This is a genomic window from Pontibacter chitinilyticus, from assembly GCF_039748935.1.
GTDB classification, from domain to species: Bacteria; Bacteroidota; Bacteroidia; order Cytophagales; family Hymenobacteraceae; genus Pontibacter; species Pontibacter chitinilyticus.
In genome coordinates this window covers 109,455-127,711 of sequence record NZ_JBDIZJ010000012.1, presented here as the reverse complement: position 1 = coordinate 127,711, position 18,257 = coordinate 109,455, and the positions used below count along the sequence as shown (strand labels likewise).

The window sequence follows — 18,257 nt, the reverse complement described above, 5'->3', positions numbered from 1 at the left end:
ATACTTATACTTCTCGCTTAAAACTCCGCTAGAATCTTGTTCAGCGTTTGGCTGGGTTGCATGGCTTTGCTGGCTTTCACGGCATCGGTGTGGTAGTAGCCACCCAGGTCTACGGGTTTGCCTTGCGCGGCGATTTGCTCGTCCACGATTTTCTGCTCGTTGTCGGTCAGGTCCTTGGCCAGTTTGGAGAAACGCTCCTTCAGTTCCTGGTCTTTGGATTGCTCGGCCAGCGCCTGCGCCCAGTACAGGGCCAGGTAGAAATGGCTGCCGCGGTTGTCGATGCCGCCCACTTTGCGCGACGGCGACTTGTCTTTCTCCAGGAACTCAGCGTTGGCTTTGTTCAGGGCCTCGGCCAGCACTTCGGCTTTCTGGTTACCGGTCTTCTGCGCCAGGTCCTCCAGCGATACGGCCAGGGCCAGGAACTCGCCCAGCGAATCCCAGCGCAGGTAGTTCTCTTCCTCAAACTGCTGCACGTGCTTTGGCGCAGAGCCGCCGGCGCCCGTCTCAAACAGCCCGCCGCCATCCAGCAACGGCACGATAGACAGCATTTTGGCGCTGGTGCCCAACTCAATGATTGGGAACAGGTCGGTGAGGTAGTCGCGGAGTACGTTGCCGGTTACCGAGATAGTGTCTTTGCCCGCTTTGGCGCGCTCCAGCGAGAAGCGCATCGCCTCTACCGGCGACATAATGCGGATATCCAGCCCGTCGGTGTCATGGTTTTTCAGGTACTTTTCTACTTTTTTGATGAGGTTGGCGTCGTGCGCCCGGCTCGGGTCGAGCCAGAAAATAGTCGGTGTATTGGTGATTCTCGCTCTGGTTACCGCCAGCTTCACCCAGTCCTGAATCGGCAGGTCTTTGGTCTGCGTCATCCTAAAGATGTCGCCCTCCTCTACTTTCTGCTCCAGCAGCACGTTGCCCGAGGCATCCACCACACGCACGGTACCGCTGCCGGTCATCTCGAAGGTCTTGTCGTGCGAGCCATACTCCTCCGCTTTCTGTGCCATCAGGCCAATGTTTGGCACCGTGCCCATGGTGGTGGGGTCAAACGCACCGTTCTCTTTGTGGAATTTAATCACCTCCTGGTAAATACCGGCATAACTTCGGTCCGGGATAATGGCAAGGGTATCGTGCAGTTTGCCGTCGGTACCCCACATTTTACCTGACGAGCGAATGGCCGCCGGCATGGAAGCGTCGATGATCACGTCGCTGGGCACGTGCAAGTTGGTGATGCCTTTGTCGGAGTTCACCATCGCCAGTTCCGGGCGCTTCTCATACTCAGCTTTGATAGCTTGCTCAATTTCATTCTGCTTGTCTTGCGGCAGGCTTTTGATCTTGGCGTATACATCGCCTAAACCGTTGTTCGGGTTCACGCCGATCTCTTTAAAGGTGTCGCCATACTTATCGAACACGTCTTTGAAGAAGACGGTCACCGCATGGCCGAACATGATCGGGTCCGACACTTTCATCATCGTCGCCTTCAGGTGCAGCGACAGGAGCACGTCTTCTTTTTTAGCCTCTTCGATGGCGTTCTCCAGGAACGAGCGCAGCGCCTTTTTGCTCATTACGGCCGCATCGATCACTTCGCCTTCGGTCAGGCTGGTTTTCTCTTTCAGCGTCTTGGTGGTGCCGTCGGCGGCAACAAACTCGATCTTCACGTCGCCGGCTTTCTCCACTACTGTGGATTTCTCGCTGCCGTAGAAGTCGCCGCCTTCCATGTGGGCTACTTTGGTTTTAGAGTCGGCGCTCCAGGCGCCCATCGAGTGTGGGTTCTTTTTGGCGTACTGCTTCACTGCATCGGCCACACGGCGGTCGGAGTTGCCCTCGCGCAGCACCGGGTTCACGGCGCTACCCAAAATTTTGGCATAACGCGCTTTTACTTCTTTCTCTTCGTCGTTCTTCGGCTCTGCCGGATAATCCGGGATGTTGTATCCTTGCTCCTGCAGCTCTTTGATGGCGGCGTTTAGCTGCGGCACCGAAGCACTGATATTGGGCAGCTTGATGATGTTGGCCTCCGGTGTCTTCGCCAGTTCGCCCAGCTCGCTCAGGTCGTCGCTTTGCTTCTGCTCAGCTGTCAGCTTTTCGGGGAAGGCGGCAAGTATACGGCCAGCAAGGGAGATGTCGCGCGTCTCCACGTCGATGCCGGCGGCGTTGGTAAAGGTCTCTACAATAGGTAAAAAAGAGCGCGTTGCCAGGGCAGGCGCTTCGTCGGTGATGGTATAAATAATCTTGTTTGATTTTGTCGTCATGTTATTCTGTTTCGTTACGGTGAATCACTAACTCTCATGTTGTGCTGCCTGCTTCGGGATCAGCTGTAAGCTCCTGTTTTGCAACAGCAGGTTTAAATAGCAAATATAAGGTTCTTTTTATTATTGGCTAGGCAGAATACAGGCTTTGCATAGGAGTACGTGTTTGCCTGACAATACCTCCTCGTCTTATTTATATAGAGCGGCTTTCCACGTTTTATAAAGACAGCCCTGCCGCTAAGATCATCCGCTACAGCTGGCTTGCGCTCTACCTGGCGATGCATGTCTTGTACACGGGCAGAGAATAACCCATCACTGCTCTAGACAGCTATTCGGTCGCCTTTCCCTTATTGTACTCCTGCAGCAGTTGCATTACTTTCTCGTCGCTTACCTGCCCAAACTCCCGGTAAAACTGCCCCACCGACTGAAAAAAGGGTGGAATAAGCAGGCAGACCACCTCATCCACCATACCCAGCAGGGTGTCAATTACTGCAAACGGCGAAACGGGCACGGCCACCACCACTTTGCGCGGTAGCTGCTTTTTTACCAGTTCGATGGTGGCCATCAGCGTTTTGCCCGTGGCAATGCCATCGTCTACCACAATCACCACCTGGTCTTTCAGCTCCAGGTGCTGCCGGTCGCCCATAAAGAGCTTATATTTCTGTTGCAGGCCTTCCCGTACACGCTTTATTTCCGCTTCCAGGTACTCGGGAGGCACATTTACCTGCTCATCCAGCGTCACTGTTTCCAAGCTCACGGCACCAATGGCAAATTCTTTGTTCGCCGGGTGTCCGATCTTTTTGGAGAGGGCGATATCCAGCGGCATATGCAGGGCTTTGGCAATGGGCGCCGCGACAGGTACGCCACCGCGCGGGATAGCCAGCACCACGCCTTTCTGCCCGCTATACTTTGCCAGCCGCTCTGCCAGCAGTTCAGCGGCCTCTTGCCGGTTTTGCAACATCTCCATGTTCTTTAATTTAGAATAACTTACATTTGAATGGCTGAATAGAAAATGTAACCCTTAAAGATCTTCTCGCTTTCAGCGGCACCTGGTCGATTATTCGGCTATGCTAAGGTCAGTCATTCAGCCATTCAAAATTCACTAAGGTCTGTTCTGGCGCAGGGGCTGCTGCTTCTCCGGCTCCACATACTTTCTGAACCAGTCGGTAGCCAGTTGTGCTGCCATCAACAGGGCACCCGGTTCCTCGAACCGGTGGGTGGCGTCCGGCACAATCTCGACATCCCTGATGCACTGCATCTGGTTTTGTGCCTGTATGTTCATCTCCAGCACCGCCTCATCTTTACCGCCTACAATGAGCAAGGTCGGCACCTGCAGGTCGGGCAGCACCGTATCCGCCAGGTCAGGGCGACCGCCATAGCTCACCACAGCGAGGGCAATCTCGGAACCTTCGGCAGCAGCGGCTCCAATGGCAGCAGCAGCTCCGGTATCAGCGCCCATATAGCCGATGTTGAGTTGTGCCGTGCGCGGGTCTTTCTCCACCCAATAGGTAGTCTGGATGAGGCGCTGCGTTAACAGCGGTATGTCTCTGCTGTTTTTGACGTCCTTGTTCTCTTCTTCTGTGATCAGGTCGAATAGCAAAGTAGCAAAACCGGAGCGCTGTAGGTGTTCCGCTACCAAGCGGTTCTGCTCGTTGAGGCGGCCGTTGCCACTGGCGTAGGAGAAAATTACCAGCCCTTGGGCGTCTTCCGGAATGGCCAAATCTCCCACAAGTGACACGTTTTCCATGTTAATGCGGACGCTTTCATTGAAAGTGTAGTTTATCATAGCTTGATAAAAGTGTAAGTATGCGTGTATAGTAAGTTACGACCTGCCACGGCCAAGGTTAACCTGCCGCAACTTACCCCAACCCTGTTTGCGTACAGCAGGTACTAATTACACCTGCATGCGCTACTTTATCTATCTGTCCGGATGCCTTCTTTTGCTGAGTAGTTGCCAGCCGCAATCGGACCAGTCGCATCAGAGCAAAAGTATCCCCTCCGCTCCAGAAGCTGATTTGCAGCAAACACCCGGCACTGATACTGTTCGTTTCGAGGCTGCCTTCGCCCAATTCCTGGTGGCGCTGCAGGCCCGCGACACGGCGGCCGTAAATACCTTTATTGATCCGCAGGCAGGTTTCTGGCTCATAGAGCAGCCGGGTGCGGTGCCGGCCTACACGCATTACGCATCGGTAGAACAGGTGAAACGCCATTACCAGCAATTGCCTTTCTGGTCTGTTGCTGCACAACTGGATAGCTGCCGGTTGCAGCAGCGCGACAGTTTCCCTGCTTTCGATTGTGCCCTGATGGATAACGGCGGCTCCGGCTATGCTGAAGATGGTTGCTTTTATACCAACGGCAGTGCCTTCCAGGGAAATGACATGTGGAAGTATGCCAGCCTAGGCCCGCAGCAGGAAGCACAGGTGCAGGCCTTACAGCAACGGGTGCAGCGATCGGTGCTGCATACCCGCAGTTCCTTCCGCTTCCACTTTGGTTACGATGGCAACCGGTGGCGGCTGCTTTTCGCGGACCTGCGCGTACCTTGCAGCGCGTGATGAGAATGTTGAATAATTGAATACTGAATAACTGAATGGAAAATATAGAGGTATAACGCTAAAGCGGAGCGGGTTAAAGTATAAAACCAGGCCGCTGTAGCACGCATTGACATTCGCTGATTCAAAATTCAGTCATTCAACATTAAACTATGGCCTACTATAAAAACTTTGATGCACCCCCACCCGATCCGGATATACTGAAACGGCTGACAGCACAGCAGAACGCGATGCAGCAACGCATCATCTTACAAAAGCCAGACTTTGAGCTCAAGTTGATTGCCGGCTGCGACTCTTCTTTTATCGGCGAGGACACCATTCTGTCGGCCTTTGTGCTACTCTCCTACCCGGAGCTGGAAGTAGTGGAGAAAGTATGGCATCACGGGCCGGTAGAATTGCCCTACATTCCGGGCTTTTTGGCTTTCCGCGAAGCGCCTAACCTGCTCAAAGCCTATGAAAAGCTGCAGCAAAAGCCCAACCTGATCATGGTAGACGGACACGGCATTTCGCACCCACGCCGTCTTGGAATTGCTACGCACCTGGGCCTGCACCTGAACAAACCAACCATGGGGGTAGCCAAAAAGGTACTGGTAGGCAAGTATGCTGAGCCTGCTCCAACCAAAGGCGCGGTGTCTCCATTAATATATAGAAATGAGGTGATTGCCAATGTGCTGCGCACCAGAGACAAGGTAAAGCCGGTATTCGTATCGCCCGGGCACCTGATGGATTTGGAGACAGCTACGGAAGTGGCAATGGCATGTGCTATTAAGTATAAACTGCCTGAACCTACGCGATTAGCGGATCATTATGCAGCGGTGTTTAAAAGTGAAGTGAAGTAAATTCTATGGTGCAGTTCCTGCAGCAGAGTGAGCAGCATTTGCTGCATTAGGGCAGCCAATTACGCACAGCAAAAGTAAAACCTTACAACTCTATACGGCCAAAGCAGTAGAGAAAACCATCCTATAAAAGAACCCCATGAAAGAATTTACAGGGAACACAGAAGCGGAAGTCTGGCAACAAGTGGCCGCCGATATGGCAGCACAGAAAGGTGTCCTCCGCTATACGGCCATGCTTACTCAACAGGGCCGGCAGATGCTCTTCGATCTGGATATTGATTTGGGCGGCGGCTTTGAAAGCGGCATCTCCACCACCACTTTTAAAGCCGCCGTGCCGGCACAAATTCCTTTACGGTTTCACTTATACGAGCAGGACCTGCTGCACGAGATTGGCAAAGTGCTAGGGATGGAAGATGTGAAGCTGGGCTACCCCGAATTCGACGATGCTTTCATCGTACAGACCAATCAGCCCGAAACACTCAAGAAGATTTTTGCGAACGAAGAGACCCGGCGCATTTTACGAAAGCATTCTTCAGCCAGCTTAAAACTGGACGTGGAAGACGACACTCCTAATGCAGCTATACTCCGTTTTCGAAAAGATGAAGCCATTGGTGAGCTAACTGATCTCCAGGAAGTATACCACGTGATGTGGGAAATTCTGGTGCAGTTAGCCTGAGCTACCTGCCCGCCCCTGCTGAAAACCCCACAGTTGAAGAGCTGGCGGGGCTTCTTTTTAACAGCTGCCATTTTGACCTAAACTTTATAGAAATCAAATCTTATACCTGACATAATTACAGTTAAACCATCCAAAATCCCATTGGTGCGTAACTTGCTAGTATAGGAGCAGGAGTAAAACTACTGGAAAACAGACAAAGACATGAATTTTAATAACTATACCATCAAAGCACAGGAGGCCATCCAAAAGGCCACTGAGATCGCCGGCGGCAACCAGCAGCAGGCGATCGAAACCGGGCACGTGCTCAAAGGGATTTTACAGACCGACGAGAACGTGACCAACTTTCTGTTGCAGAAGCTGAACATCAACGGCCATATTCTCAACAGCAAGCTAGATGAAATTGTAGCCGGTTATCCCAAAGTAACCGGAGGCGGAGGTCCTTATTTAGCGAACGACGCGAATGCGGCCTTACAGAAAGCAACTACTTATTTAAAGGAGTTTGGCGATGAGTACGTGGCCATTGAACACATGCTGCTGGGGCTGCTGGCAGGTCGTGATAAAGTGGCCGGGCTGATGAAGGACGTGGGCTTCAACGAGAAAGACCTCAAAAAAGCCATCAAGGAACTACGCGGCGGCACCAAGGTAACCGACCAAAACGCCGAGGCCAAGTATAACTCGCTCAAGCGCTACGCCAAGGACCTGAACGAGCTGGCACGCTCCGGCAAGATTGACCCGGTGATTGGCCGCGACGAAGAGATTCGTCGTGTGCTGCAGATCCTGAGTCGCCGCACCAAAAACAACCCGGTGCTGCTGGGTGAACCGGGCGTGGGTAAAACCGCGATTGTGGAAGGCCTGGCACAGCGTATTGTGGCCGGCGACGTACCGGAGAACCTGAAATCGAAAACGCTGATGAGCCTCGACATGGGTCTGCTGGTAGCAGGTGCCAAGTATAAAGGGGAGTTTGAGGAGCGTCTGAAAGCCGTGATCAAAGAAGTGATCGATGCCGAAGGAGAGATCATTCTCTTCATCGACGAGATCCATACCCTGATCGGTGCCGGTGCAGGTGGCGAGAGCGCCATGGACGCGGCCAACCTGCTCAAGCCAGCGCTGGCACGAGGCGAGTTGCATGCCATCGGTGCCACGACGCTGAAAGAGTACCAGAAGTATATTGAGAAAGACAAAGCTTTGGAACGACGTTTCCAGGCCGTGATGGTGGACGAGCCAAGCGTGCCGGATGCCATCTCGATCCTGCGCGGTATCAAAGACAAGTATGAGCTGCACCACGGCGTGCGCATCAAGGACGATGCGATCATTGCCTCGGTGGAGCTGTCGAACCGCTACATCACCGACCGCTTTTTGCCCGACAAGGCCATTGACCTGATGGACGAGGCCGCGGCCAAGCTGCGCATCGAGATCGACTCGCTGCCCGTGGAGCTCGACGAGATCCAGCGCCGCATCATGCAGCTGGAAATTGAGCGCGAGGCCATCCGCCGTGAAAACGATAAAGACAAGGAAACGGTGCTTTCCAAAGAGATAGCCGACCTGAGCGGCAAGCGCGATGATCTGAAAGCTAAATGGCAAAACGAAAAGCAGATTATCGAAGGGCTGCAGCACGAGAAAGAAAATATTGAGCAGTATAAGCTGGAGGCGGAGCAGGCTGAGCGTGCCGGTGATTACGGTCGTGTAGCCGAGCTGCGTTACGGCAAGATACAGGAAGCCGAGGCCAAGCTGAAGCAACTGCAGGAGCAGGTACGCCAGATGCAGGGCGAAAACCCCATGCTGAAGGAGGAGGTAAACGCCGAGGACATCGCCGAGGTGGTAGCCAAATGGACCGGCATTCCGGTAAGTAAAATGCTGCAGAGCGACCGCGAAAAGCTGTTGCACCTGGAGCAGGAACTAGGCAAGCGCGTCGCGGGACAGGAAGAAGCCATTGAGGTGATCGCCGATGCCGTGCGCCGCAGCCGTGCCGGTATGCAGGACCCACGCCGCCCGATTGGTTCGTTCATCTTCCTGGGCACCACCGGTGTAGGTAAAACCGAGCTGGCCAAGGCCCTGGCCGAGTACCTCTTCAACGACGACAATGCGATGGTGCGCATCGACATGAGTGAGTACCAGGAGCGCCATGCGGTAAGTAGGCTGATCGGTGCGCCTCCGGGATATGTGGGTTACGACGAAGGGGGCCAGTTAACAGAGGCGATCCGCCGCAAGCCGTACTCCGTGGTGCTGCTCGACGAGATCGAGAAAGCGCACCCCGACGTGTTCAACATCCTGCTGCAGGTGCTCGACGATGGCCGCCTGACAGACAGCAAAGGCCGTGTGGTGAACTTTAAGAACACCATCATCATCATGACCTCCAACATTGGCTCGCATATCATCCAGAGCAATTTTGAGACGATGAACGAGTATAACCACGACGAGGTGATCGAGCGCACCAAGGAGGAAGTGTTCGACCTGCTGAAAAAGTCGGTGAGGCCGGAGTTCCTGAACCGCATCGACGAGCTGGTGATGTTCCGTCCGCTGAGCCGTGGCGACATCCGCAAGATCGTGGATATCCAGTTCCGCCACATCCAGGATCGTCTGGAGGAGACCGGCATTCAGCTGATCGCCACCGACGAGGTGCTGGATTACCTGGGCGAGCAAGGCTTCGATCCGCAGTTTGGTGCCCGTCCGCTGAAGCGTGTGCTGCAGCGCCAGATCCTAAACGAGCTGTCTAAAGATATTCTTTCGGGCAAAATCAGCAAGGATTCTGTGGTGGAAGCGGTGCTGGAAGACGGCCGCATCCGCTTCGTGAACGTGGACGTAGAGATCCCTACAGGCGAATAAGAAGTATAAATTTAAAGTTTAGTTGCGCAAAAGCCCTGCCCTTGGCAGGGCTTTTTGTTTTATTCCCGCCGTCAACTATCCTAAGTAGTTGCTCCTAACAGGAGCTGCTTAGGTCAGGCTGCTAAAGAACTTTGTGCCTAAATACGCGCTACAAGTAGTTTAATTTCCTGTAAATCAACCCATCTTAAGAACTAACGTATCTCTTTATCTAAATATTAAATATGTTATACTTCTACTAACTATGCTTCAAATGCTAAAGGAAAGGCTGCATTCTACAATGAACGCCTTTACAGGTAAAATCAGTACAAACAATGGAGAATTTGCCAGACGCATCCTGTACAGGCACCAGACATTTTGGAATGCCCCTGATGCTGAACTAGTCAGGAACTCCGCAATGCATCCGAGCGCCTCGCTGGAAGAATGGCAATCGGTAGACCATTGGCAACGGAAGCTGAGTAACAAGTATAATGCTCGCTTATTTGCTCAGATGCACGGCTGCCGTGTAGCAGCACTTTATTGGAGAGGCAGAGATCTGAGTCAGCTGGACTTCAGCAGCCTGCCGGATCAGTATGTGATCAGGCCGACCATCGGCCACTCCTGTAATCTGGTTTTTCTGATGGACAAGCACATGAACCATATGGATAAGCGCTTTTACTCTGAAGCGGATCTTAAAAAAATTATGGCCGCAGCCCTGAAGCAAAACCCTTACCAGACGTTTCTGATCGAAGAGTTCGTCAGAAGTGAGCAAGGCGAGTATAAAATACCTGTCGATTATAAACTCTCTCTTTTTAATGGGGAGCTGGCTGTGATCAACGTAATCAACCGAATGAGCCCAAAAGCGGGGCTGTCGAGCAGTTATGACGAGAACTGGAACATGCTAGAAGATATTTGTCAGCTCTACCAACACGCTCCTTACCAGGAGCCGCCAGCATGCCTTCCGGAAATGATCAGCTTCGCGAAAAAGCTTAGCAAAGCTTATGAAATATTTATCAGAATAGACTTTTATGCCACGGATAAAGGCGCCGTGTTCGGGGAGTTTACCCCCACACCCGGGCGGGGAAATGGTTTTACGGCTAAGGCAGACCAAATGCTGTCAGACTATTGGAACAAATACTGTCCGGACTTTATCTAACATTGCTGTTTTTTTGGAGTACGGCTATACGTTATGCTCCGCTTATTCCCATTTCTGAACCCAAGTCATCGCCTGCTCTTTCTCTGCCAGGTCAAAATACTCTATGCCTTTTTTCTTTACCGGGCTGATCAGGTTGGCTGCCCACTCCTGCCACTGCTTCTCGCCCACCATGGCTACGCGGCCATAATCGAGGCCATGCACCACGTCAAACAGGCCGTTTTCGATGGCTGCGATAGGGCTTAGCTGCGTCAGGTCCCCAGGTCCACCATTTCATAGTATGAGCGCACCTCTTTATACTTGCCCATCAGGTCGCGGAGCAGGTTGCGGTACAGGTCAAAGTCCTGAATGGTTAACTGTCCGCTCACCTGCACGGCCAGCAGGTTATCCTGCGTTTCAGGTAATACCATTATCATACTTTATCTATTAGATGAACAAGTATACATCTTCCGGTTTATACTTATCTTTGGAGCCTACTTACCTATAGTTACTCTTTTACCTTTGCGCGCCGACTCTCTGGCAGCTTCCAGTATTTTAGCTACCGTGAGATTGTTTTCCAGCGATGATAAGTCTTGCTCCGGTGTAATGGTGCCTTTCACCACAGCAGCGAGGTAGGAGATGGCATCCTGGTAGGGAGCAGCCAGGGGCTCTACCTGTTCGATGGTAAAATCGTCGTCTGTTGCTTTTTTTGCCCGTAGGGTGTTCTGGTTAGCCGCCTGCAGGTAAGCCGTCTGGCCAAATACTTCGAGGTCTTTGATGTTGTAGGGCCAGTTCCAGGAAGATTCGATGATGCCTGTCGCCTGGGGGTACTCCAGGATAAGCGTTGCCTCATCGTCTGCTTTAGGATATACCTGCGGCTTCAGTTGGCGGGTTACAGCGGTGACCGCCAGCGGCGCCTGCCCCTGCATCAGCCATGTCATCAGGTTGGCGCCATAACAGCCCAAGTCCATGATCGCGCCGCCGCCATTCTTTACCGGGTCTGTGAGCCAGCGCAGGAACTCTTTAGAGCAGCCGAGTTCCTTCGGGCCGATATTGCCGGCATGCACCACCATCTTTCGGATCTCCCCTACCGCTATCCGATGACTCACCATGATGTATAGTTCCTGGTTGCTGGGGTACCAGGTGGTTTCATAGTTTGTGAGCAGGTGTATCTGGTGCCGGCGGGCAAGTGCCGCCATGTGTTCCGCATCTTGCAGGGTAGTAGCCAGTGGCTTTTCCATCATTACGTGCACGCCTAGTGGTGCACAGGCTTCTACCACCCCAACATGTTCTGCTGTGGCATTGTAGGCGAGCACAGCGTCCGGCTTTCCATACTCCAGGAGGGTAGGCAGATCTTTGTAAAACAGCGATGCCGGCAATTGGTAGCTCCGCCGGTAGCGTTGCACAAGCTCCTCATTCTCTTCGGCAATACCCAGCAGCAGCACATCCTCCTTTGCCAGGCGGTCCAGCGCCCCTTGTACATGATCATGGCTTAAGCCTGCCAAAGCTACTTTTAGCGGCTGCTGCAGCTTGCCCGAATAGGCATCTTTAAAGACCATCGCTTAACCTTTTCTATTACGCTAACTCCTGCAAGATCCTCTGTAGCTATCCGGCAGCACCCCGCACAAATGAACCTGCGCCTACCTATATGGAAAACATCTCCGGAATAATTTACTCTTTGCCTGAATTTTAGTTAGCGTTATCCAGAAATTTATGCTTAGCTATAGCAGCTTCCGGTGGCTGCAGAAGGGACAGCGGCATAAGACAGCTGTTTCCCTTTGGTGCCAGAGATTCTCCGGATATGCTCCTTACACCACCCACACAAAATGAGACAGTTTTGTTGTGCTCCTGCCATTCAAATAAAAAGGAAATAAAATTATTTAAACAAAAACTAGCACGTCTCCGTTTTCCAGAGCGCCTGTAAGAATACTCTAAAATTCAGAAAATTATAAGACACGCCTTTACCCCATGATTCAACTTTTTAAAAGAGGAATTCAGTCGACTCTTAAAGCATTTTTTAGTGCCTTTGAAGCAGAAAAAAATGAATTTGAAAAACGCATACTGCTGCGACACGATACCTTTTGGAACCATCCGGATGCAGAGATGATCCGGAACATGCCCATGGGTGCAGATGAACCTATTCAGAAGTGGAAAAATGTAGCGCACTGGCAACGGAAACTCAGCAACAAGTATAACGCCCGCGAATTTGCACGCATGCATGGCTGCCGCGTTCCTGCACTTTACTGGCGGGGCAGAAACGTAAAGGAAATAGACTTTGAGAAGCTTCCGGAGCAGTATGTCATCCGGCCCACCATCGGGCACTCCAGCGAAAGGGTATACCTGATGAACAAATCAGTCAACCTGATGGACAAGCACATTTATACACCGGATGCGCTACGGAAGAACCTGTCTAAGGCAATTGCCCGGAATAAATACCTCGAATTCCTGATCGAGGAATTTGTCCGGGATGAGAAAGGAGTGCACCGTATTCCGGACGACTATAAAATAGCCGCTTTCAACGGAGAGATTGCCGTAATTGATGTGATTAACCGCACCAGCCCCAAAACCGGCTTTTCCAGCTGTTACGACGAGCACTGGAACCGCGTGCCAAACCTGGCCGGTTTTTACCAGCCGGCGCCGCTACAGGAGCCACCTGCCTGCCTGCAGGACATGCTCGCTTGTGCCAGAAAGCTAAGCAAAGCCTATGAAATTTTTGTGCGTATAGACTTTTATGCAACGGATAAAGGCGCCGTTTTCGGGGAGTTTACCCCCACACCAAGCCGCGGCAAGGGCTTTACACCGGATGCCAATAAGCTGCTGGTAGATTACTGGGATAAATTTTGCACCGGTATGATCTGATTCCGGCCATAAACTGTCAGCATTATACTTGCTGCTTTACGGCTCCTCCATTGATCACGCAACATGCTCAATAAGAGTAGCAACCCCGCTCTACCTATAATGGCTTATCTATAGCACATGCCCATGGATGGGACCTGTAGTATACACTTACGCCTGTTTGCGCCGAGGCTGCTACTCCGCTATCCGTTTCAGGCATCTACTGCGTCATAGATCAGCACCTTCGACCAAAGGTGCGCGCACTCTTCCACGAACTTCTTGTGCACGGGATGCACCTGGTAGTTGTCGTGCGCTTCCATGTCGTTAAACACAAGCAGCAGCGAGAAGTCGTATCCTTTTTCAATCACCGGCCGGTCGGTGCTGGCGGGTACGCCAATATGTACGGTGTGAATACTTTCTACCGCTTTTAACTGCTTTATACCTTCCAGCAGCTTCGTTCTTTCTTCCGTCGAATCAGTATTCTTTAGCCAAAAGAAAACGTGGTGTACAAACATATTAAGAGGATCTTAGAATGTGAAACTTCAAATTTAAATGGCAGGTACTACCTGCACGCATACGGGCTTGTGCACCTGCGCGTCATAGCCGGTAGCTGTTAATTTACCAGTCGCTTTATCGATCTTAAAGGTGGTGATGCTGTTGGAGCGCTCATTGGCTACCATCAGGATGTTACCGGAGCGGTCGATGTTGAAGTCGCGGGGCCAGTCGCCGCCGGTGCTTATGTTCTGCACCTGCGTCATCTTGCCGGTACTTTCGTCGATGGCATATACCACAATGCTGTTCTGCCCGCGATTGGAGCCATAGAGGAACTTGCCATCCGGCGATACTTTCACCTCTGCCGGGTTGTTATTTTCCTTGTAATCTGCGGGAATGGTCGATAAGGTCTGCAGCTCGGTGAAGGTGCCTTTATCGGCATCATAGGCAAGCGCCGTCATGGTAGAGTTGAGCTCATGGATCAGGTACGCATACTTGCCATTGGGGTGAAAAGCCAGGTGGCGCGGCCCGGAAGCGGGTTTAGACGCAAAAGCAACAGCCGCATCGTTTGCCACCAGTTTGTTGCCGTCCAGGTGGTAACCCAGCACTTTGTCGTTGCCTAAGTCCACTGCAAAAATATTTTTACCGTCCGGCCCCGGTGCAATGTAATGTGCATGCGGTGCTTCTTGCCGGTCTTTGTTCGGGCCGGTACCTTCGTGCTGTTTTACAGAAGCCGCTTTGCCCAAGCCGCCATTCTCCTGTACCGGAAAGGAGGCCACATTTCCGCCCACATAATTGGCCACCAGCACCGTTTTGCCGTCAAGCGAGATATAGCAGGGCGCACCACCTTCTGAGGGCACTTTGTTGATAAAAGTCAGGCTGCCGGATTGCGGATCAACCGTAAACGCACTCACAGCTCCGCTTTTTTGCCCCTCGTATTCTGTCGTCTCGTTGACGGCATACAACTGGTTTCGCTGCTCATCCAGCGTCAGGAACGAGGGATTCTCCCCGGCTTTAAAGCCACCCGCGCGGGTGAGCTCGCCCGTGCCTGGATTCAGCTTATAGAGAAAGATGCTTTCGCTGTCGGGCTCGGCATAGGTGCCCACGTAAATCATGGATGTTTCCATAGTATCAGTTTTAATTTCGCTGGTCGCCTTATCTGTCGTGGCTTCTTTGGTGCCGGAAGAATTACAGGCTGTAAAAGCAAGCGATAAGCCAGTGAGGCCAAGTGCTGCCACACGTGCAACCCGGCGATGATGGTTATACTTCATATGAGCTGTTTATGGTTTAACTGCACTGAAACAAATGCCACCAATTAAAGCGGCTGTAGAAAAGCTCAAAATAAACAATAATGCCAGCTTAGCCTAAGCTATAAGCTGAAAAATGCAACACGGCACCTTGGCTTATACTATGCCGGCCTACCTGCACGCATATTTATCGTTCTCCGAAGCAATCAATTTATAGCATTTGGCTTGCTTTAGCTGCCGGGTAACAGCACCTGTCTAATAGTTTAAAACGATGCAGGATGCATTTGCCGGTTCGATGCGCACATAGCTTTTGCATGTCTGCACATTTCGTTCTAATTTGCCTCTTTGCTCACTCTTCCTCATCAGCTGTTCTCCGTGTCTTCGACCTTTTATACTTATTTACAACTAGGGTTTCACCATATCTTTAACTTCGGCGCCTATGATCATATGCTGTTCCTGCTGGCATTAAGTGCTATTTATACTTTAAGCGACTGGCGCAAAGTCATTGCCCTGGTGACGAGTTTCACCATTGGCCATTCCATTACACTGGCGCTGTCTACGTTTAACCTCATCCGCTTCGATACGGCCCTAATCGAGTTTCTGATTCCAGTTACCATTTTCGTCACCTGCGTTACCAACTTCTTTAAGCTGAAAGGAGCGGCTGCCAAACAACCGACCATCTGGTCGCTGCACAACCTGATGGCTGTCCTTTTCGGGCTGATCCATGGCATGGGTTTCTCTAATTACCTAAAGGCCTTGCTGGGCCGCGGCACAGATACGTGGCTGCAGTTGCTGGCCTTCAACATCGGAATTGAACTTGGGCAGATGCTGATTGTGTTGCTTCTACTTATACTTGGTTTCCTGATAATGAACCTGTTACGTGCCAAAAAGCGCGACTGGATCATGGTTGTCTCCAGCGCCGCTGCAGGCATCTCCTTGATTTTGATGCTGGAAACCAATATCTTTTAGCGTTCAAACTTTCTTTTGTAACTTTCTGCTTATCAAACTAAACGAATCATCTTACCGAACCAAATGAAACACCTTTTCGCAGGTATGGCACTTGCAGGGCTTGTTGCCGGACCGCTGATGGTCCAGGCACAAGACACCAAGTTTGCCCAGCTGGGGCAAGAGCTGCCAACACCTAATAACTACCGCACCGCCTCCGGTGCTCCCGGCCACGAATACTGGCAGCAGCGCGCCGACTACAACATCAAAGCGGAGCTGAACGATGACAACCAGTCCATCAAAGGCGCTGAAACCATCACCTATACCAACAATTCCCCCGATCCGCTTTCCTATCTATGGGTGCAGCTGGATCAGAACATCTTTGAGCCGAACTCTATGACGAACCTGACCAAAACAGGCGAGTTGAAGGACAAGATGAGCCTTAGTGCCGTGGAGTACATGACGCGGGAGAAGTTTGACGGTGGCTTTAAGATAGAGCAGGTAAAAGACCGCAACGGCAAAGCGCTCAAGTATACCATCAACAACACCATGATGCGCATCGATCTGCCGGCGCCGCTGAAACACGGGCAGAGCTATTCGTTTGATGTAAACTGGCACTATAACATCAACAACCAAAAAACCCTGGGCGGCCGCTCCGGCTACGAATATTTTCCGGAAGATGGCAATTACCTCTACGAAATAGCACAATGGTACCCGCGCATGGCTGTGTATGACGATGTGAACGGCTGGCAGCACAAGCAGTTCCTGGGCAACGGTGAGTTTGCGCTGCCCTTCGGCGACTTCAAAGTGAGCTTAACCGTACCGGCCGACCATGTGGTAGCCGGTACTGGCGAGCTGCAGAATGCCAGCCAGGTGCTCTCGTCCACGCAGCAGAAGCGCCTGGCCGATGCCGCCAAAAGCGACAAGCCGCTGGTGGTAGTGACGCAGGAAGAAGCTACCAAAGCCGAGAAGAACCACGCCAAAGACAAGAAAACCTGGACGTTTGCAGCCAAGAACGTGCGCGATTTTGCCTGGGCCAGCTCCCGTAAGTTTATCTGGGATGCTATGAACGTGAACGTGGGCGGCAAGCACGTGTTAGCGATGTCGTACTACCCGAAAGAAGCGAACCCGCTGTGGGGCCAGTATTCTACGCAGGTGGTAGGCCATACCCTCCGCACCTACTCCAAACACACCATCGATTATCCGTACCCGGTGGCGATCTCGGTGCACGGACCTGTGGGCGGCATGGAATACCCCATGATCTGCTTTAACGGCTATCGCCCCGAAGCGGACGGCACATATTCTGACCGCATCAAGTATGGCCTGATTTCGGTGGTCATTCACGAGGTAGGGCACAACTTCTTCCCGATGATCGTGAACTCCGATGAGCGCCAGTGGACGTGGATGGACGAAGGCCTGAATACCTTTATGCAATACCTGGCCGAACAGGAGTGGGAGCGCAACTATCCTTCCAGACGAGGCGAGCCGAAAGATATCGTGGATTATATGAGCGGCGCTAAAAATACGATGGTGCCGATCATGACCAACTCCGAATCGATCCTGCAGTTTGGCAACAACGCCTATGGCAAGCCGGCCACCGGCCTGAACATCCTGCGCGAATCCATCATGGGCCGTGAGCTGTTCGACTACGCCTTCAAAACGTATGCGCAGCGCTGGGCTTTCAAACACCCGATGCCGGCTGATTTCTTCCGCACCATGGAAGATGCTTCCGGTGTGGACCTGGACTGGTTCTGGAGAGGCTGGTTTTACACCACCGATCACACTGACCTTGCCATCGAAAATGTGAAGTGGTATACCATTGATGCACAGGACCCGGAGTTTGTGAACGCCCAGAAGCGGGAGCAGCAGAACAAAGCGCCGCAAACGCTCTCGCAGCAGCGCAACTTGCAGGATATCTCCAAAACGCTGGTAGAACAGAAGCCGGAGCTGAAAGACTTTTACAACAACTACGACCCGCTGGCAACCACCGCTTCTGACAAAGCTACCTACCAGACCTTCCTGAAAGGCATGACGCCGGAGCAGAAAAAAATGCTGGCTTCCGGCCTGAACTTCTACGAGGTAGGCTTTAAAAACCTCGGAGGCCTGGTAATGCCGTTAATCGTGCGCATGCAGTATGAAGATGGCTCTGAGGAAGTAGTAAACATTCCGGCAGAGATCTGGCGCCATAACAACGAAGAGATCACCAAAGTGTTCGTAACTGAGAAGCCGGTAGCCAGCTTCGTACTGGATCCATACTTACAGACAGCAGACACCGATTTGTCGAACAACAGCTTTCCGCGCCGCATGGCTCCTTCCCGCTTCGAGCTTTTCAAGGAAAACCAGAAGCAGCAGCAAAACCCGATGCAGCAGCAGCGTGCCACCAGCCGCAGCAACAGCACCGGCGAAGCTGGCAGCAGCTCTATCAAGTAGCGTCCTACTTGTACAAGTATAAAAACCAAGTATAAAAAAGCGCCTTCGGATCTTGGTCCGAAGGCGCTTTTTT

General features: G+C 52.1%; 16 protein-coding genes. 8 read left to right on the top strand and 8 right to left on the bottom strand.

What is annotated here, in order from left to right; genetic code table 11:
- Positions 1 to 17 precede the first annotated feature (17 nt).
- From ABDW72_RS16705 to ABDW72_RS16695, 3 genes are all read right to left on the bottom strand, one after another.
- On the bottom strand, positions 18 to 2,246 hold the full coding sequence (locus ABDW72_RS16705) for an NADP-dependent isocitrate dehydrogenase (RefSeq protein WP_347159740.1): 2,229 nt from the start codon (positions 2,244 to 2,246) through the stop codon (positions 18 to 20).
- Positions 2,247 to 2,571: 325 nt separating this feature from the next.
- Entirely contained in the window at positions 2,572 to 3,210 is a 639-nt protein-coding gene (locus tag ABDW72_RS16700) for a phosphoribosyltransferase (RefSeq protein ID WP_347159739.1), read from the bottom strand.
- Between the two features lie 135 nt (positions 3,211 to 3,345).
- The gene (locus tag ABDW72_RS16695) at positions 3,346 to 4,029 is read right to left on the bottom strand and encodes a dienelactone hydrolase family protein (protein ID WP_347159738.1); all 684 of its coding nucleotides are present in this window, start codon (positions 4,027 to 4,029) and stop codon (positions 3,346 to 3,348) included.
- Between the two features lie 118 nt (positions 4,030 to 4,147).
- On the opposite strand from ABDW72_RS16695, the gene ABDW72_RS16690 reads away from it, so the two are divergent.
- The 5 genes from ABDW72_RS16690 (at position 4,148) to ABDW72_RS16670 (ending at position 10,259) form a co-directional block, all read left to right on the top strand.
- On the top strand, positions 4,148 to 4,795 hold the full coding sequence (locus ABDW72_RS16690; protein ID WP_347159737.1) for a hypothetical protein: 648 nt from the start codon (positions 4,148 to 4,150) through the stop codon (positions 4,793 to 4,795).
- Positions 4,796 to 4,944: 149 nt separating this feature from the next.
- The gene (gene nfi / locus ABDW72_RS16685) at positions 4,945 to 5,631 is read left to right on the top strand and encodes a deoxyribonuclease V (RefSeq protein WP_347159736.1); all 687 of its coding nucleotides are present in this window, start codon (positions 4,945 to 4,947) and stop codon (positions 5,629 to 5,631) included.
- A 136-nt stretch (positions 5,632 to 5,767) separates the two neighbouring features.
- Positions 5,768 to 6,304, top strand: a complete 537-nt coding sequence (locus tag ABDW72_RS16680; protein WP_347159735.1) for a hypothetical protein — start codon at positions 5,768 to 5,770, stop codon at positions 6,302 to 6,304.
- 201 nt (positions 6,305 to 6,505) lie between these two features.
- Entirely contained in the window at positions 6,506 to 9,127 is a 2,622-nt protein-coding gene (gene clpB, locus ABDW72_RS16675) for an ATP-dependent chaperone ClpB (RefSeq protein ID WP_347159734.1), read from the top strand.
- Positions 9,128 to 9,404: 277 nt separating this feature from the next.
- The gene (locus ABDW72_RS16670) at positions 9,405 to 10,259 is read left to right on the top strand and encodes an ATP-grasp fold amidoligase family protein (RefSeq protein WP_347159733.1); all 855 of its coding nucleotides are present in this window, start codon (positions 9,405 to 9,407) and stop codon (positions 10,257 to 10,259) included.
- A 42-nt stretch (positions 10,260 to 10,301) separates the two neighbouring features.
- Here the strand turns inward: ABDW72_RS16670 and ABDW72_RS16665 are convergent, their stop codons facing one another.
- Genes ABDW72_RS16665 through ABDW72_RS16655 form a run of 3 tightly spaced genes read right to left on the bottom strand, consistent with a single transcriptional unit; the run spans position 10,302 to position 11,794 of the window.
- Complete coding sequence (locus ABDW72_RS16665; RefSeq protein WP_347159732.1) at positions 10,302 to 10,463, bottom strand: SpoIIAA family protein; 162 nt, start codon at positions 10,461 to 10,463, stop codon at positions 10,302 to 10,304.
- Positions 10,464 to 10,507: 44 nt separating this feature from the next.
- Complete coding sequence (locus ABDW72_RS16660) at positions 10,508 to 10,672, bottom strand: SpoIIAA family protein (RefSeq protein WP_347159731.1); 165 nt, start codon at positions 10,670 to 10,672, stop codon at positions 10,508 to 10,510.
- Positions 10,673 to 10,729: 57 nt separating this feature from the next.
- Positions 10,730 to 11,794, bottom strand: coding sequence for a Gfo/Idh/MocA family protein (locus ABDW72_RS16655; protein WP_347159730.1), 1,065 nt, complete (start codon positions 11,792 to 11,794; stop codon positions 10,730 to 10,732).
- Between the two features lie 409 nt (positions 11,795 to 12,203).
- Here ABDW72_RS16655 and ABDW72_RS16650 point away from each other — a divergent pair, with 409 nt between their 5' ends.
- Complete coding sequence (locus ABDW72_RS16650) at positions 12,204 to 13,094, top strand: ATP-grasp fold amidoligase family protein (protein WP_347159729.1); 891 nt, start codon at positions 12,204 to 12,206, stop codon at positions 13,092 to 13,094.
- Between the two features lie 188 nt (positions 13,095 to 13,282).
- Here ABDW72_RS16650 and ABDW72_RS16645 read toward each other — a convergent pair whose 3' ends face one another.
- A complete protein-coding gene (locus ABDW72_RS16645; protein WP_347159728.1) occupies positions 13,283 to 13,585 on the bottom strand; it encodes a Dabb family protein in 303 nt (100 codons plus the stop codon).
- A gap of 33 nt (positions 13,586 to 13,618) precedes the next feature.
- A complete protein-coding gene (locus ABDW72_RS16640; protein ID WP_347159727.1) occupies positions 13,619 to 14,833 on the bottom strand; it encodes a lactonase family protein in 1,215 nt (404 codons plus the stop codon).
- Positions 14,834 to 15,184: 351 nt separating this feature from the next.
- Between ABDW72_RS16640 and ABDW72_RS16635 the strand changes: the two genes are divergently transcribed.
- Both ABDW72_RS16635 and ABDW72_RS16630 read left to right on the top strand, forming a co-directional pair.
- Entirely contained in the window at positions 15,185 to 15,778 is a 594-nt protein-coding gene (locus ABDW72_RS16635) for a HupE/UreJ family protein (RefSeq protein ID WP_347159726.1), read from the top strand.
- A gap of 63 nt (positions 15,779 to 15,841) precedes the next feature.
- Entirely contained in the window at positions 15,842 to 18,184 is a 2,343-nt protein-coding gene (locus ABDW72_RS16630) for a M1 family metallopeptidase (protein WP_347159725.1), read from the top strand.
- The last annotated feature ends 73 nt before the right edge of the window (positions 18,185 to 18,257 follow it).

What these genes read in the sequence shown, in the direction of transcription:
- ABDW72_RS16705 (WP_347159740.1), bottom strand. Translation starts at nt 2,246, where the DNA reads ATGACGACAAAATCAAACAAGATTATTTATACCATCACCGACGAAGCG.
- ABDW72_RS16700 (WP_347159739.1), bottom strand. Translation starts at nt 3,210, where the DNA reads ATGGAGATGTTGCAAAACCGGCAAGAGGCCGCTGAACTGCTGGCAGAG.
- ABDW72_RS16695 (WP_347159738.1), bottom strand. Translation starts at nt 4,029, where the DNA reads ATGATAAACTACACTTTCAATGAAAGCGTCCGCATTAACATGGAAAAC.
- ABDW72_RS16690 (WP_347159737.1), top strand. Translation starts at nt 4,148, where the DNA reads ATGCGCTACTTTATCTATCTGTCCGGATGCCTTCTTTTGCTGAGTAGT.
- nfi (WP_347159736.1), top strand. Translation starts at nt 4,945, where the DNA reads ATGGCCTACTATAAAAACTTTGATGCACCCCCACCCGATCCGGATATA.
- ABDW72_RS16680 (WP_347159735.1), top strand. Translation starts at nt 5,768, where the DNA reads ATGAAAGAATTTACAGGGAACACAGAAGCGGAAGTCTGGCAACAAGTG.
- clpB (WP_347159734.1), top strand. Translation starts at nt 6,506, where the DNA reads ATGAATTTTAATAACTATACCATCAAAGCACAGGAGGCCATCCAAAAG.
- ABDW72_RS16670 (WP_347159733.1), top strand. Translation starts at nt 9,405, where the DNA reads ATGAACGCCTTTACAGGTAAAATCAGTACAAACAATGGAGAATTTGCC.
- ABDW72_RS16660 (WP_347159731.1), bottom strand. Translation starts at nt 10,672, where the DNA reads ATGATAATGGTATTACCTGAAACGCAGGATAACCTGCTGGCCGTGCAG.
- ABDW72_RS16655 (WP_347159730.1), bottom strand. Translation starts at nt 11,794, where the DNA reads ATGGTCTTTAAAGATGCCTATTCGGGCAAGCTGCAGCAGCCGCTAAAA.
- ABDW72_RS16650 (WP_347159729.1), top strand. Translation starts at nt 12,204, where the DNA reads ATGATTCAACTTTTTAAAAGAGGAATTCAGTCGACTCTTAAAGCATTT.
- ABDW72_RS16645 (WP_347159728.1), bottom strand. Translation starts at nt 13,585, where the DNA reads ATGTTTGTACACCACGTTTTCTTTTGGCTAAAGAATACTGATTCGACG.
- ABDW72_RS16640 (WP_347159727.1), bottom strand. Translation starts at nt 14,833, where the DNA reads ATGAAGTATAACCATCATCGCCGGGTTGCACGTGTGGCAGCACTTGGC.
- ABDW72_RS16630 (WP_347159725.1), top strand. Translation starts at nt 15,842, where the DNA reads ATGAAACACCTTTTCGCAGGTATGGCACTTGCAGGGCTTGTTGCCGGA.